The organism is Novosphingobium sp. LASN5T (genome assembly GCF_003856955.1).
Classification (GTDB): Bacteria; Pseudomonadota; Alphaproteobacteria; order Sphingomonadales; family Sphingomonadaceae; genus Novosphingobium.
On record NZ_RQSI01000001.1, the window covers coordinates 159,614 to 173,906 of the forward strand.

General features: G+C 65.4%; 13 protein-coding genes. 7 read left to right on the top strand and 6 right to left on the bottom strand.

Annotated elements, in window-relative coordinates:
- Nucleotides 1–33 precede the first annotated feature (33 nt).
- The 3 genes from EH199_RS00770 to EH199_RS00780 are packed head-to-tail and all read left to right on the top strand — an operon-like array spanning nucleotide 34 to nucleotide 2,309.
- Nucleotides 34–1,218, top strand: a complete 1,185-nt coding sequence (locus EH199_RS00770) for a bifunctional 2-C-methyl-D-erythritol 4-phosphate cytidylyltransferase/2-C-methyl-D-erythritol 2,4-cyclodiphosphate synthase (protein WP_124807373.1) — start codon at nucleotides 34–36, stop codon at nucleotides 1,216–1,218.
- 11 nt (nucleotides 1,219–1,229) lie between these two features.
- Nucleotides 1,230–1,787: a hypothetical protein gene (locus EH199_RS00775; RefSeq protein ID WP_124807374.1), complete on the top strand. Its 558-nt coding sequence runs from the start codon at nucleotides 1,230–1,232 to the stop codon at nucleotides 1,785–1,787.
- Nucleotides 1,788–1,805: 18 nt separating this feature from the next.
- A complete protein-coding gene (locus tag EH199_RS00780) occupies nucleotides 1,806–2,309 on the top strand; it encodes a CinA family protein (protein ID WP_124807375.1) in 504 nt (167 codons plus the stop codon).
- Here the strand turns inward: EH199_RS00780 and EH199_RS00785 are convergent.
- Nucleotides 2,270–2,731, bottom strand: coding sequence for a type II toxin-antitoxin system RatA family toxin (locus EH199_RS00785; protein WP_124807376.1), 462 nt, complete (start codon nucleotides 2,729–2,731; stop codon nucleotides 2,270–2,272). The two genes, EH199_RS00780 and EH199_RS00785, sit on opposite strands and share 40 nt — an antisense overlap.
- A 6-nt stretch (nucleotides 2,732–2,737) precedes the next feature.
- The gene (gene lipA, locus EH199_RS00790; protein ID WP_124807377.1) at nucleotides 2,738–3,682 is read right to left on the bottom strand and encodes a lipoyl synthase; all 945 of its coding nucleotides are present in this window, start codon (nucleotides 3,680–3,682) and stop codon (nucleotides 2,738–2,740) included.
- 66 nt (nucleotides 3,683–3,748) lie between these two features.
- Here lipA and EH199_RS00795 point away from each other — a divergent pair, with 66 nt between their 5' ends.
- Complete coding sequence (locus EH199_RS00795) at nucleotides 3,749–4,402, top strand: carbonic anhydrase (protein ID WP_124807378.1); 654 nt, start codon at nucleotides 3,749–3,751, stop codon at nucleotides 4,400–4,402.
- Nucleotides 4,403–4,485: 83 nt separating this feature from the next.
- Here the strand turns inward: EH199_RS00795 and EH199_RS00800 are convergent, their stop codons facing one another.
- On the bottom strand, nucleotides 4,486–5,829 hold the full coding sequence (locus EH199_RS00800; RefSeq protein ID WP_223806397.1) for a hypothetical protein: 1,344 nt from the start codon (nucleotides 5,827–5,829) through the stop codon (nucleotides 4,486–4,488).
- A gap of 320 nt (nucleotides 5,830–6,149) precedes the next feature.
- Between EH199_RS00800 and gyrA the strand changes: the two genes are divergently transcribed.
- Both gyrA and EH199_RS00810 read left to right on the top strand, forming a co-directional pair.
- Nucleotides 6,150–8,885 (top strand): DNA gyrase subunit A, encoded by a 2,736-nt coding sequence (gene gyrA, locus EH199_RS00805; RefSeq protein ID WP_124807379.1) that lies wholly within the window; start codon nucleotides 6,150–6,152, stop codon nucleotides 8,883–8,885.
- Complete coding sequence (locus tag EH199_RS00810) at nucleotides 8,882–9,232, top strand: DUF952 domain-containing protein (RefSeq protein WP_124807380.1); 351 nt, start codon at nucleotides 8,882–8,884, stop codon at nucleotides 9,230–9,232. Before gyrA ends, EH199_RS00810 begins: the two co-directional genes overlap by 4 nt.
- A gap of 188 nt (nucleotides 9,233–9,420) precedes the next feature.
- Here the strand turns inward: EH199_RS00810 and EH199_RS00815 are convergent, their stop codons facing one another.
- Nucleotides 9,421–10,092 carry a lysoplasmalogenase family protein gene (locus EH199_RS00815; RefSeq protein ID WP_124807381.1) on the bottom strand — a complete coding sequence of 224 codons (672 nt, stop codon included), beginning with the start codon at nucleotides 10,090–10,092 and terminating at the stop codon, nucleotides 9,421–9,423.
- 72 nt (nucleotides 10,093–10,164) lie between these two features.
- On the opposite strand from EH199_RS00815, the gene trmFO reads away from it, so the two are divergent.
- On the top strand, nucleotides 10,165–11,523 hold the full coding sequence (gene trmFO / locus EH199_RS00820; protein WP_124807382.1) for a methylenetetrahydrofolate--tRNA-(uracil(54)-C(5))-methyltransferase (FADH(2)-oxidizing) TrmFO: 1,359 nt from the start codon (nucleotides 10,165–10,167) through the stop codon (nucleotides 11,521–11,523).
- 39 nt (nucleotides 11,524–11,562) lie between these two features.
- Here trmFO and EH199_RS00825 read toward each other — a convergent pair whose 3' ends face one another.
- Nucleotides 11,563–13,530 carry a S9 family peptidase gene (locus tag EH199_RS00825; protein WP_223806398.1) on the bottom strand — a complete coding sequence of 656 codons (1,968 nt, stop codon included), beginning with the start codon at nucleotides 13,528–13,530 and terminating at the stop codon, nucleotides 11,563–11,565.
- A 77-nt stretch (nucleotides 13,531–13,607) separates the two neighbouring features.
- On the bottom strand, nucleotides 13,608–14,075 hold the full coding sequence (locus tag EH199_RS00830; RefSeq protein WP_124807383.1) for a hypothetical protein: 468 nt from the start codon (nucleotides 14,073–14,075) through the stop codon (nucleotides 13,608–13,610).
- Nucleotides 14,076–14,293 lie beyond the last annotated feature (218 nt).

Genomic DNA, 14,293 nt, shown 5'->3' on the forward strand with positions numbered 1-14,293 from the left:
GGCGCACGGCAAGGCTGATAGAGGCGCGCCCGCATGAACCACACGTTTCCCGATCCGGCCGGCAAGCGAGTCGCGGCCGTTGTCGTCGCGGCTGGCCAAGGTCTGCGCGCCGGTGGCTCCGTCCCCAAGCAGTTCGCCCAGTGGCGCGGCGCACCGCTTGTCCGCCATTCGGTGAAGCGGATGGCGGACGCAGGCATCGCTCCCATCGTCGTCGCCATTCCGGAGAACTGGCGCGCAACCGCCGAGGAGTCGCTCGCCGGGATTTCCGATGTCCGCCTTGTGGCGGGTGGCGCCACACGCCAGCTTTCGGTGCGTGCCGCGCTGGAAGCGCTCGAAGGCGACGCCCCCGACCTGGTGCTGATCCACGATGCAGCCCGCCCCGATCTGCCGGAAAGCGTGATCGCGGCGCTGGTGGAAGCGCTGACCCGGCACGAAGCGGCCATTCCGGTCCTTCCTGTCGTCGACAGCCTCGTGCGCGGCGGAGACGGCATGATGCTGGAACCGGCGCGGCGCGAAGGGCTTTATAGAGTGCAGACGCCCCAGGCGTTCCGCTACCCGGTGATCCTAGCCGCGCACCGTGCCTGGCAGGGCGAAGCCGAAGCGGGCGATGACGCGCAGGTCGCCGTCGCCGCCGGGCACGCGGTCACGCTGGTTCAGGGTGAGGAAAGGCTGCGCAAGGTCACATTCGCCAGTGACCTTCGAGAGAGTGACCTTCAGGAGAACGCGGTGACGATTCCTTTTCCCCGCACCGGATCGGGCTTTGACGTCCATCGTCTCGTCCCCGGCGAGGAACTGTGGCTATGCGGGCTGCGCATCGATCACTCCCACGGCCTGTCCGGGCACAGCGATGCCGATGTGGCGATCCATGCGCTGGTGGATGCGCTGCTTGGCAGCATCGCCGCCGGCGACATCGGCGACCATTTCCCGCCGTCCGATGCCCGCTGGAAAGGCGCTTCTTCCGACCGGTTCCTGGCGCACGCGGCCGAGCTTGTCGCGCAATCCGGCCACGCCATCGCGCATGTTGACGTCACGATCATCTGTGAGGCGCCCAAAATCGGCCCGCACAAGGCGACGATGCGCGCAAGGCTGGCGGAGATTCTTGCAATTGACATTGGCCGGGTGAGCGTGAAGGCCACGACCACCGAACGGCTTGGCATGACCGGACGGGGTGAAGGCATCGCCGCACAAGCCGTCGCCACCGTCGTTCCGGTCCAGTGAAAGGAAACGCCATGCGTCCTGTGATGTCCTCCGCCAGACTTACCGCGACTCTGGCCGCTGGCGCCGCGCTCGTGCTTCAGTCGCAAGCCGCGCTGGCGCAGAATTGCCTGACCGAGCGGGAAGTGACGGGTCTGGTCACCTTCGCGCTGCCGACGGTGATGAACAGCGCGATCACCACCTGCCAGCCGCAGCTTTCGCCCAACGGCTATTTCGCCACGCAGGGCCGGTCGCTTGTGGCCCGCTATGCGGTGGGCAAGGCCGCCGCCTGGCCCACGGCCAAAGCCGCCCTGTTCAAGCTGGGGGGGGACAAGGGCGATGACCAGACGCGCGATCTTCTCGCCAAGATGCCTGACGAGGCGCTTCAGCCTTTCGCGGAAGGCATGGTCGGCCAGTTGGTCGGCAGCGGGATCAAGCCGGATCAATGCGTCGCCATCGAACGCGGTGCCCGGCTGCTGGCGCCGCTGCCGCCGGAAAACACCGCCGAACTGATCACCTTCATCCTGTCTGTCGCGGACAAGCCCAAGCCCGGCAAGACTCCCAAGCTGTTGATCTGCCCCGCGCAGAATTGACACCGAAAGCCCGATTTCATGGACAACCTGCTCCCCGCCGACATCGCCGATCTGGCGCGCCGCGTGATCGAGACCAATCTGGCTGCCGGCCGCAAGGTGGCCGTGGCCGAAAGCTGCACCGGCGGGCTAGTCGCTGCCGCGCTGACCGAAATCGCCGGCAGTTCGGCCGTGCTCGATCGCGGTTTCGTGACCTATTCCAACGAAGCCAAGAACGAGATGCTGGGCGTGGCCATGGACGTGATCGACACGTTCGGCGCGGTCTCGGTCGCCGTGGCCTGGTCGATGGCGCAGGGAGCGCTCAAGCATTCCGGCGCGGACGTGGCTGTGGCGATCACCGGCGTTGCCGGGCCGGACGGGGGATCGCCGCAGAAGCCGGTGGGGACGGTCGTTTTCGCCAAGGCCGAACGCGGCGAGGACCCGGAAGCGGTCAATGCCGAGATGAAGTTCTTCGAGGACGCGAAGACGCGCGCGGACGTGCGCCGTCAGGCAACGCTGGTCGCGCTGGACCTGCTGCTGCCGTAAAGCGCTTCCGCCCGCGTCTCGAACGCGGCCACCATCTTGCGGAAGGCGCTGTCGAGGTACTGCCCGGCAAGCTTTTCGAAAATGACGTTGCGGAACGCGAAGTCGACCTGGAAATCGACGATGCAGCCCCCTTCCCCATCCGGCGCGAAGGCCCAGTTGTTCTCCAGCTTGCGCAACGGGCCGTCGAGGTATTCGACGACGATTCCCCGCGGCCGATCGAACCGCACGCGCGAGGTGAACTTCTCCTTCAGCGCGCTGAAGCCCACCAGCATGTCCGCGATCATTTCCGACTCGTTTTCCGAACGGATGCGCGTGGCGACGACCCACGGCAGGAATTCGGGATAGCGGCGCACGTCCGCCACCAGATCGAACATCTGTTCGGGCGACCAGGGCAGGCGCCGCTTCTCGGCGATATGCGGCACGCCCGATCAGCCCTGCGCTGCGGCCTTCTGCGCGGCCTTGGCCAATTGCGCTTCACGGGTGGCGCGCATTTCGCGGAAATCGTCACCGGCGTGATAGCTGGACCGGGTCAGCGGACTGGCGGCGACCTGCAGGAAGCCCTTGGCCCGCGCGATCGCGCCATACGCCTCGAATGCCTTGGGCGTCACGAACTCGGCCACGCTGGCATGGCGGGGAGTGGGCTGGAGGTACTGCCCCATCGTCAGGAAGTCGATCTGCGCCGAACGCATGTCGTCCATCACCTGATGGACCTCGAGGCGCTCCTCGCCCAGCCCCAGCATGATGCCAGACTTGGTGAAGATGCGCGGATCGAGCCGCTTCACGTGCTCCAGCAGACGCAGCGAAGCGTAATAACGAGCGCCGGGCCGGATCGTGGGATAGAGCCGGGGCACGGTTTCAAGGTTGTGGTTGTAAACGTCCGGCCCGGCCGCGACGATCGATTCCACCGCGCTTTCCATCTTGTTGCGGAAATCGGGCGTCAGGATTTCGATGGTCGTCTTCGGCGTGGCGCGACGCAGCGCCTCGATCACCTTGACGAACTGCGAAGCACCGCCATCGGGCAGGTCGTCGCGATCGACCGAGGTGATGACGATATGTTCCAGCCCCATCTTCGCGGCCGCTTCGGCCACGTGATCCGGCTCAAGCGGATCGACGGCCCGCGGCATGCCGGTCTTGACGTTGCAGAACGCGCAGGCGCGCGTGCAGACGTCGCCCAGGATCATCACGGTCGCGTGCTTCTTGGTCCAGCATTCGCCGATGTTCGGGCAGGCCGCTTCCTCGCAAACGGTGTTCAGCCGAAGGTCGCGCATCAGCTGGCGCGTTTCGCCGTAACCGCGGCTGGTCGGCGCTTTCACGCGGATCCAGTCCGGCTTGCGCTGGCGTTCCGGGCGAGGCGATGAGGCTAGATCGTTCATGGCGTCCAGATAGGCGCATCTTCGGGCACTTGAAAGTGGCAATCGACCCGCGCATTAGCCTTCGTCATGTCAGACGATTCATCGCCAGAGCTGGACAAGCTCATCGCCGGCTATCGCCGTTTCCGTGACCATGGATGGACGCCTCGCCTCGAACGCTGGCAGCAGCTGAGCGAAGGGCAGGAGCCGCGCGTGATGATCATCGCCTGCTCCGACAGCCGCGTCGATCCCGCGCAGATCTTCGATACGGACCCCGGCGAGATGTTCGTGGTGCGCAACGTGGCGGCGATGGTGCCGCCGTTCGAAACTTCCCCGGGCCATCACGGCGTGTCCGCCGCGCTGGAATTCGCGGTGCAGGTACTGAAGGTGAAGGAAGTCGTGGTCATGGGCCACGGCATGTGCGGCGGCTGCAAGGCCGCGCTGACACAGGAACTGCGCGGAACAGAACCGGGCGAAGGGGGCTTCATCGCCGACTGGATCGCCCTGCTGGACGAGGTGCGCGAGCCCGTGGCCGAGGCGCACGGCACGACCGGGCGCACGGCCGAGCGTGCGATGGAGCAGGCCGGCGTCAAGGCCAGCCTCAAGAATCTGCGCACCTTCCCGTGCATCCAGCGCAAGGAGGCCAGGGGCGAACTCATCCTTCGCGGCGCCTTCTTCGCGATTTCAGACGGCGTTCTTCACCTGCTGGATGAAGCCAGCGGCGATTTCCATCCCGTCGGGTAAACCCCTGTCCGGGTGAAGGACGCAAAAAAGGGGGCGACCACCGCAGTGGCCGCCCCCTTTTTTCATATATCTGGCGCCAGCGGTTACTTGGCGGCCTTGGTGGTTGCGTAAACCGTCCACAGCTTGGCCAGCGGCGCGCGGACGGCACCGGTGATCTGGGCGAAGGTGGCCTTGGCTTCCTCGTACTTGCCTTCATCGCACTGGGCGATGCCCAGGCGGGTCAGCGCGCGATCCTTGTCGATGTTGCCCTTCTGGATCGCCAGCTTGTAGAGATCCTCGGCCTTGGCGGCATCGCCATAGGACAGGTAGGCGTCGGCCGTTGCCAGCGCACCCTTGCCATCGGCACCGGCGCGGGCATCGCGCTCCAGGCCGGGCAGCGAGGCCTTGTCCGCCGCGATGCGGCCCTTGGCCTGCGAGATCGCGTCCGCCACGAACTGGTCGTTCGCGCGCAGCACGCCGGCGGCTACGCCGGCTTCCGCCACCTTCAGAACTTCGCCCGGCAGACGACGCGGGTCGGCGGCCTCGATATATTCGACGTATTCGCGTTCGAGATACTTGGGATCGCTCTGGAACGCCCCCGAACGCATCATCAGGCGGCCCAGATCGAGCGATTCCTGATTGGTGAACGTACCGAATTCGCGGGTCAGCTGGCCGGCGCCCAGCCAGTTGATCGGCGAGGGATCGTTTGCGACCATCATCGTCGACCATTCGATCGCCTGCGGCCCCAGCTTCGCCTTGTAGGCGATCAGGTTGGCGCGCTTGAACCAGTCGGCGGGAACGGTGCCACCGGCGGCCTTGCGCGTGTCGACGGCGAGCTTGAGCGCCTGAAGGCCTTCCGCCGACTTGCCCTGCTGCACGTAGGCATCAGCCAGCAGCTCCGCCGCCGTGTCCTCGCTGTAGTTCGCCTGCACGACCTTGGTCAGTGCATCGACAGCGACCGGCCAGTCCTTCTGCGTATAGGCGAAGTTGCCGAGATAGAACTGGTATTCGCTGACCTTGTCGGCGGGCACCAGCCCGCTGTCGAGCATGTTCTTGATGCCGCGCTCACGCATCCCGATGTCGCCCAGCATGCCGCCGAGGTTCACCGCGAACTGGCCGGCCGTCATCCGGTCGGTGGGGTTCTTGATCGCGGCTTCGGCGGCTGCCAGCTGCGCCGGAGCGCCGGCAAGCTGCGTCTTGATATCGGCGTCCGAAGCGCCCTTCGCCTTGGCGGCGGCCGCATCGCCCAGAGCCTTCTGCAAAGGCCCGGCGACGGCGACGAATTCCTTGGAGAAGGCGCCGGCCTTGGCCGCTTCCTTTTCCTTGGCGACGGCGGCTGTCGCACCCAGCGTCGCTCCACCCGCGACAAGGCCGGTTGCCAGCGCGGTCGCCAGCGCCATGCGGGCTGCACCACCCTTGGCAAACTTCCCGAAAGAAACCCGCATCATGCATTCTCCTGTTCGACCCGGAAACCCGAAGGCAAGCGTTGTGAAATCGCTTTTGCACCCTGCCCCGGCCGGCGTTCGTTGACTTGTGGCCGGCTCCGCTAGTGGCGCGGAATCATGACCTTTGCAACCGCTCCGGCGATACCTTTTGCGCAGTGAACCGCGATTGAACGGCACTTCGTCCCGCAACACGGTCAACCTGTCGCATGTGTGGAAAACTACCCCCGTAACGGCCCGAAATTCCCGGCGTTGCTGGCCATTCCCGCCCGATTGTCCTAGGGCCGGTCATCAATTCCCACAACCAGAGCGAAATAGCCACCGACGTGAGCGACGACACCACCATCATCGATCCCCCTGCCCCCGCGCCGGAACCCGAATTCCAGCGGATCGACATCGTCGATGAAATGAAGACCAGCTATCTCGATTACGCGATGAGCGTGATCGTCAGCCGCGCGCTGCCCGACGTGCGCGACGGCCTGAAGCCGGTCCACCGCCGCATTCTTTTCGCCAGCCAGGAAGGCGGCTTCGTCGCCGGGCGGCCCTATCGCAAATCGGCCAAGATCGTCGGCGACGTGATGGGCAACTATCACCCGCACGGCGACAGCGCGATCTATGATGCGCTCGCGCGCATGACGCAGAACTGGTCGATGCGACTGCCGCTGATCGACGGCCAGGGCAACTTCGGCTCGATGGACCCCGATCCGCCGGCCTCGATGCGCTATACCGAGGCGCGGCTGGCGCGCGTGGCCAATTCGCTGCTCGACGATCTCGACAAGGATACCGTCGATTTCACCGACAACTACGATGGGTCGCGGCAGGAACCCTCGGTTCTGCCCGCGCGCTTCCCCAACCTGCTGGTCAACGGCGCGGGCGGCATCGCGGTCGGCATGGCGACCAACATTCCACCGCACAACCTGGGCGAGGTGATCGACGGCTGCCTTGCCTACATGGACAACCCGCTGATCACGATCGACGAACTGATCGAGATCATTCCGGGGCCGGACTTCCCAACCGCGCCGCTGATCCTGGGCGCGGCCGGAGCGCGCAAGGCCTATCACGAAGGCCGCGGCTCGATCATCATGCGCGCCTGCCACAAGATCGAGGAAGGCCGGGGCGATCGCCGCTCGATCGTGCTCACCTCGATCCCGTATCAGGTCGGCAAGTCCGGCCTGGTCGAGAAGATCGCCGAAGCGGCCAAGGACAAGCGGATCGAGGGCATCTCGGACATCCGCGATGAATCCAACCGCGAAGGCGTGCGCGTGGTCATCGACCTCAAGCGCGACGCCACGCCCGAAGTGGTGCTGAACCAACTCTGGCGCAACACGCCCGCGCAATCGAACTTCCCGGCCAACATGCTGGCGATCCGTGGCGGCCGCCCGGAAATCCTCAGCCTGAAGGACATCATCGAATCCTTCGTTCGCTTCCGCGAGGAAGTGATCACGCGGCGCACCAAGTTCGAACTGAACAAGGCGCGGGACCGGGCGCATATCCTGCTCGGCCTCGTCATCGCGGTCACCAATCTCGACGAAGTCGTGCGGATCATCCGGGGATCGGCCAATCCCGCGCTGGCGCGCGAAACGCTGCTCGCCCGCGAATGGCCGATGGGCGAGATCGCGCCCTATATCCGGCTGGTCGAAGCGATCGAGGATGATGCCAGCATCGGCGGCGAAAGTTATCGCCTGTCGGAAACGCAGGTTCGCGCCATTCTCGATCTGCGCCTGCATCGCCTGACCGCGCTCGGCCGCGACGAGATCGGCGACGAATTGGAAGTGCTGGCCAAGGCAATCGAGGAGTTCCTCTCGATCCTGGCCGACCGCGTGAAGCTCTATGGCGTGATGCGCCAGGAACTGATCGAGGTGCGCGATGCCTATGCCACGCCGCGCGTGTCGCTGATCGCGCCGGCGGCGGACGGGATCGAGGACGAGGACCTGATCGAGCGCGAGGACATGGTCGTCACGATCACGCTCGATGGCTATATCAAGCGCACACCGCTCTCCACCTTCCGCGCGCAGAACCGTGGCGGGAAGGGCCGTTCCGGCATGGCGACGAAGGAAGAGGATGCCGTGGCGAACATGTTCGTCACCAGCACCCACACGCCCGTTCTGTTTTTCTCCACCGCCGGCAAGGTCTACCGCCTGAAGGTGTGGCGCCTGCCCGAAGGTGGGCCGGCCACGCGCGGCCGTCCGGTGGTCAACCTGCTGCCCGCGCTTGACCAGGGCGAGACGATCGCCGCCGTGCTGCCGCTGCCCGAGGACGAAGGCGAATGGAGCAAGCTCCACGTCATGTTCGCCACGGCGAAAGGCAACGTGCGCCGCAACGCCATGGATCTGTTCGCCAACATCCCGTCGAACGGGAAGTACGCGATGAAGTTCGAGGAAGAGAGCGAGGATCGCCTGATCGGCGTGGCCCTGCTGTCCGAAGGCGATGACGTGCTGCTGGCCAGCCGGCAGGGCAAGGCCATCCGCTTCCCGGCGGACGATGTGCGCGAATTCCAGAGCCGCACGTCCACCGGCGTGCGCGGCATGTCGCTGAAAGAAGGCGACGAGGTCATCTCGCTGTCCATCCTACACCGCGTCGGCGTGAAGGATCAGGACGAGCGCGAGGACTACCTCCGCTTCGCCCCGTGGAAGGCGGAGAAGGAAGGCGAACCGCAGATGGCGGCGGAGCGCTACGCAGAGCTGGCCGAGAAGGAGCAGTTCATCCTCACCGTCTGCGCCAACGGCTATGGCAAGCTTTCGTCCGCCTACGAATACCGGCGCACCGGCCGCGGCGGCCAGGGCATCACCAATATCGACAACATCGGCCGCAACGGCCCGGTGGTGGCGAGCTTCCCGGCGGTGCAGGCCGACCAGCTGATGCTCGTTACCGATCAGGCCAAGCTGATCCGCCTGCCGCTCGATTCGCTGCGCGTGATCGGGCGCGGCAGCGCAGGCGTGCGGCTGTTCCACGTCGCCGATGACGAACATGTGGTCAGCGCGGTGCGTCTGGCCGAGGAAGAGGGCAGCGAAGGCGAAGTGCCGGAAGGTGCGGCCGATGGCGAGGCGCCGTCCGAGGCATGACCCCTGCCGTCGCCTACAAGGTGCTGACCGCGCCGCAGATGGCGGAGCTGGCCGATAGCGGCCGCTTCGCCGGTGCGCCGGTCGATCTCGCCGACGGCTATATCCACCTCTCCACCGCCGGGCAGCTTGCGGAAACGATCGGCAAGCACTTCGCCGGGCAGACCGACCTGCACATCGTCACGGTGGATCTGGCCGCGCTGGGCGATGCGGTGAAGTGGGAACCTTCGCGCGGGGGGCAATTGTTCCCGCACATTTACGGCACCGGCCTGCCGCTGGACGCGGTGATCGCCTATGGTTCGCTGCGGCATCACCCGGACGGCACGATCGCCCTGCCGGTGGCGGGATAAACGCTTCGCCCATCGCCAGCGGTCACTTGCTACCCCACTCCGCTACATCCGCTCGGCCTGAGCTTGTCGAAGGCCACGGGGAGATCTTTGGCCACTCACACTGCCGGGGCGCGGGGCCAATGGCGGCGCGCATCCTTCGACAGGCTCAGGATGAGCGGGGCTAGATGAGCGGGGCGTGGAGAGGAGCACTACTCCGCGCTGAACTCCCCTTCGCGGCGTAGCGTGGCGATCACGCCGGTGCAGATCAGGAACTGGCCGAAGTAATAGAGCGGCCAGATCAGCAGGTGCGGCAGTGCGCTGGTGGCGAGCGGCCCCATGCGCGCGAAGATCAGCAGGTCCGAAGCCACGAACAGGAGCGCGCCCGCGCCCACGCGTCCGCGCGGAAAGGCGCTGAGCCACGCCGCCGCGGCCATCCCGCCCAGCGGCAGGGCATAGAGCGCGACCTGCATCGCCATCGCCCGATCCGTCGGCAGCAGCCAGGCCAGCACCGGCACGCCGACGACCAGCGCGATCGCGATGCCCTTGTCCAGCGGACGCACCGCCCTGCCCCGCCCGTGCCGCAGGTAGAGCGCGATGGCGACGAGGTGGCCCGCGAAGAACGCCGCCGCGCCGGCGGTGAACGCCACTTCCAGCACCATGTCGCCCAGCGCGCCCAGCGCCATGACCAGCGCGATCCGGTGCGCCCCGCGCGAAGGATGGTGCAGCCAGGCATAGACGGCGAGCAGGCCCACGCCCGCGCCCTTCCACGCGATCTGGTATAGCCCCGGCACCGGCCCGCCGGCGATGAACCAGTAACTGATGCCGAAGACCAGGCTGGCGAGCAGCCAGGGCCGCCGCTCGGCCAATGCGCGACCTGTCATACCGTCCTTCCCGCGTGATGGCCGCGCACCTTGGGGTTGTCCGCGCCGCAAGGCAATGCCAATGCGCGGGGCATGACGCATCAGGTTCACATCATCGGCGGCGGCATGGCCGGCAGCGAGGCGGCATGGCAGCTCGCCCGGCGCGGCGTGCGCGTGCGCCTTTCGGAAATGCGCGGCGCCAATCTGCCAGGCGGCGGCGACACCACGGCGGCGCACCAGGGCACGGGGCTGGCCGAACTGGTCTGCTCCAACAGCTTCCGCTCCGACGATCACGAAAAGAACGCGGTCGGCCTGCTGCACGAGGAAATGCGCCGCTGCGACAGTCTGCTGATGGCGGCGGCGGAAAAGGCCCGCGTGCCCGCCGGCTCGGCGCTCGCCGTGGACCGCGACGTGTTTTCGGCGGCGGTGGAACAGGCGCTGGCGGCGCTGCCCAACCTGGAGATCGTGCGCGAACGGGTGGACGTGCTGCCGGCGCAGGGGCCGGTGATCGTCGCCACCGGCCCGCTCACCGCGCCGGCGCTGGCCGAGAGCATCGGCGGCGCCACCGGGGCGGACGCGCTCGCCTTCTTCGATGCCATCGCCCCCATCGTCCACCGCGACAGCATCGACATGGACGTGTGCTGGATGGCGAGCCGGTGGGACCGGGGCGAGACCAAGGACTACATCAACTGCCCGATGAACCGCGACCAATACCGCGCGTTCCGGCAGGGGCTGCTCGATGGCGACAAGACCGCGTTCAAGGAATGGGAAGCGGATACGCCCTATTTCGATGGCTGCATGCCGATCGAGGTTATGGCCGAACGGGGCGAGGACACGCTGCGTTTCGGGCCGATGAAGCCGGTGGGGCTGGACAACCCGCACAGCGCCACGCCCGAATTTCCGCGCGGGCGCTGGCCCTATGCCGTGGTGCAATTGCGGCAGGACAACAAGCTGGGCACGCTGTGGAACATGGTGGGCTTCCAGACCAAGCTGAAGCACGCCGAACAGGTGCGGCTGTTCCGCACTATTCCCGGCCTGGAAAACGCGGAATTCGCACGGCTGGGCGGGCTGCACCGCAACACCTTCCTCAATTCGCCCACGCTGCTGGACCGGGAACTGCGCCTGAAAAGCCGCCCGCACATCCGCTTCGCCGGGCAGATCACCGGCTGCGAAGGCTATGTCGAAAGTGCTTCGGTCGGCCTGCTCGCCGGGCTGATGACCGCGCACGAACTCGCCGGCCGCCCCTGGACCCCACCCCCGCGCACCACCGCGCTGGGCGCGCTGCTCGCCCACATCACCGGCGATGCCGAAGCGGAAAGCTACCAGCCGATGAACGTGAACTTCGGCCTGTTCCCACCGGTGGACGCCAGCGTGAAGAAGAAGGAGCGCAAGGAGGCGTACACGGCGCGGGCGAAGCGGGATTTGGGGGAGTGGTTGGTGGCGGGGGTTTGAGCCCCCGCCCGGCACGCGCGACGGCGCAATCCCTAAAGGTTAACGCACAGGATCGGCGGGATTGTGCTGCTCCATGAAGCGCATGGCCGCTTCCAGCATTTCCTGCCGAGTTGTGCTGCGCGAAAGCCAGTGATCCTCGTCCGTCAGAGTCACCAGTTCGACAGGCTTGCCGGCGCGCTGGAGCGCAACCGCCATGTCATTGCTCTGATCGTAAGGCACCACGATGTCGTCCTTGCCATGGATCAGCAGAATCGGAGCGTCCGCCCCGGTAGCGAAGTTGATAGGCGAGATCGCACGCAAATCGCGCCGCGCACCCAATTCCTGTTCAACCGCGTGCCTCATTGCCTTGTCATAGTTACTTCCCACAATGTTAGTTGACGCCAGACGGGCAACATCGCTGACGCCTGCCACAGACACCGCGCAGCGATAGATCCCATGTTGCAGAGTGACTCCGGCGAGTGCAGCGAACCCGCCGTAACTGGCGCCCATGATACAAGCACGTTTAGGATCGACGATCCCCTGTTTGGCCAGCGCGGCCAGACCGTCGGAAATGTCGCTTTGCATGATCCGCCCCCATTGGCCGTTACCAGCGTGCTGAAACGCCGCGCCATAACCGGTCGAGCCGCGGAAATTGGGCTGAAGCACGGCATAACCACGGGAGGCGAATGCCTGCGCCCACCAATCGAAGCCGGGGTAATCCCGAGCCGCTGGGCCGCCATGCGGAAGAACGACCACAGGCAGATTTTTGGGGTCGCGACCGGGCGGGAGTGTCAGCACGCCTTCGATGGCGGTGCCATCTCCAGCGTTGTATTTGAAGACCTGCACCGGGCCCACGTCAGCATGATCGATCGGATAGGAAAAGCCGATCTCTTCTGCCTTGCCGTTGGCAATATCAATCTTCCACCATGTTTGCGGATCGTCTGCCCCTTCCGTCATGACGACGAGCCGGTCAAAATTTTCACTCCAATCGATCAAATGAACTATCAGACCCGGAAATGCCTTCATTGCGGCGCTTACGATCTTTTGCTGGCGCGGATCGGAGAAGGTATAGGCTGGTGTATCTCCCTCCTGCTGATACCCGATCAACCGGCCCGTATAAGTGTCGGTGAAGTATTTGTGGACGTAAACATCGGCGAGGATTTCTTTCGATGCGCCACCACCCAGCGGCGTCTCGAACCAGCGTACTTCCCCATTTTCACGCTCATCGCTTAGAATGACGGTTTCCACCGTCGTCCCCAAGCCAACCAGACCAACATCGCCGAGCGGGTTAGCCCCTTCCTGGATTTTCGTTCCATCCGCGTTGCGGATCGTCCAGGTTCCGTTGGTGGAAATATAGTCCAGCGTCGCCGCGACTTTGCCATCCTTACCCAGGACCCATTGCCGAAAGCCGTTGTTCTCGAAGCGCGGGGCAACCATTCTGGACTGCCGGTTCTGCAGATCGACTTCGTACAGCACCGGCCCGCCGGATGTCAGGTAGCCCACCGGTGACCGAAAATCACCCTTGTAGGTCAGGCCGCCAAAGTATCCATAAAAGCGCCCATCCCTTTGCCGAATTCCGTAAAATCCGCGAACGCCGCCGGTGATTTTTTCGTCATTGGCAAAAACAGACCAGAGCTTGTCACCGTTGAGCGGCACCACCACCATCGTGAAAAGTTCGGTCATGTCGGTAGAAAAGCCGGCATCCAGCTTTGTCGTTTCCGATTTCATGATAAGGACCCGGTCCTCCCCGGCCCAATATATCCCGCGTACCTTCGCATCCCCTACAGGGATCGCCAGCAACGGTTTTTTGTTGGCGTCAAGGACCACGAGGCGCCGGACGTTTTCTGCCAGGCCCACTATCGCGAGACGTTCACCGGACGGAGACAGTGCCATCATTTCCACGCCGGGCAGTTGCCCGTAAGCCGCGAGCGGTGGAGGCGAGCCAGCATATGCGATGGCACAGGGAACGATATTCCCCAAGCTTAGAACTACTGCTGCGCAAATGCCCAGCAACCTCCGCATGGTCATCAACAATCCTCCAACGCGCCATCGCCGGTAGTCTCTATGCGGAGACAATCGCGGGTTAACCGTCAAGGGGAGAAAACTCACCTGCACGCGCAATCCTGCTTCTTTTTCATCTTCGGTTTCGTCGTCGCGAATTCCGTGCGGGTGAGGGACTGGTCGCCGTTGGCGTCGGCGGTCTTGAAGCGGTCGGCGGTCTTGACCGCCCATTCCTCGAAGCTGAGCAGGTTGTTGCCGTCTACGTCGAGCTTGCGGAAATCGCGGACGCGGGGGGCCAGCATCTCGTTGCGGGTGATGCGGCCGTCGCGGTCGCGGTCGAGCCGGTCGAAGCGCTTCTGTTCGCGGGTCTGCTCGGTCGCCTGCGGCAGCGCGGGGCCTTGCAGCCCTTCCCCGTCGGCATCGGGCAGCTCGTCAGTCTCGGCGGTGGGCGTATCGAGTGCGAGCCGGGGGGCGGGCGGCGGGCCGGCATTCGTCGCGCGGCCCTGCCACCAGAACAGGCCGGCGGCCACCAGCAACAAGGCGCCCAGCGCTCCCAGCACGATCCGGTTCATCGCGCGTTTCCTCCGATCCGGAGCAAGCTATCGCGCGCGGGACGCGGGCGGCAGGGCGAGTTGGGACCGATTTGGTAGATACTTGTTCGCGCGCAGGCGCGAAGGGGGACACACCTGGCTCACACTCTCCGCGCGCTCTGCGGTCTCTGCGCGAACCCGTTTTTATCGCGCAGAGAGCGCAGGGGGCGCAGAGGGGTTTCACCCGAGGTGGGCGGCTC

Coding starts and splice junctions, on each gene's coding strand:
- EH199_RS00780 (WP_124807375.1), top strand. CDS start 1,806: ATGGACAACCTGCTCCCCGCCGACATCGCCGATCTGGCGCGCCGCGTG.
- EH199_RS00810 (WP_124807380.1), top strand. CDS start 8,882: ATGACCCCTGCCGTCGCCTACAAGGTGCTGACCGCGCCGCAGATGGCG.
- EH199_RS00815 (WP_124807381.1), bottom strand. CDS start 10,092: ATGACAGGTCGCGCATTGGCCGAGCGGCGGCCCTGGCTGCTCGCCAGC.
- EH199_RS00770 (WP_124807373.1), top strand. CDS start 34: ATGAACCACACGTTTCCCGATCCGGCCGGCAAGCGAGTCGCGGCCGTT.
- lipA (WP_124807377.1), bottom strand. CDS start 3,682: ATGAACGATCTAGCCTCATCGCCTCGCCCGGAACGCCAGCGCAAGCCG.
- EH199_RS00800 (WP_223806397.1), bottom strand. CDS start 5,829: ATGATGCGGGTTTCTTTCGGGAAGTTTGCCAAGGGTGGTGCAGCCCGC.
- EH199_RS00830 (WP_124807383.1), bottom strand. CDS start 14,075: ATGAACCGGATCGTGCTGGGAGCGCTGGGCGCCTTGTTGCTGGTGGCC.
- EH199_RS00795 (WP_124807378.1), top strand. CDS start 3,749: ATGTCAGACGATTCATCGCCAGAGCTGGACAAGCTCATCGCCGGCTAT.
- EH199_RS00775 (WP_124807374.1), top strand. CDS start 1,230: ATGCGTCCTGTGATGTCCTCCGCCAGACTTACCGCGACTCTGGCCGCT.
- trmFO (WP_124807382.1), top strand. CDS start 10,165: ATGACGCATCAGGTTCACATCATCGGCGGCGGCATGGCCGGCAGCGAG.
- EH199_RS00825 (WP_223806398.1), bottom strand. CDS start 13,530: ATGACCATGCGGAGGTTGCTGGGCATTTGCGCAGCAGTAGTTCTAAGC.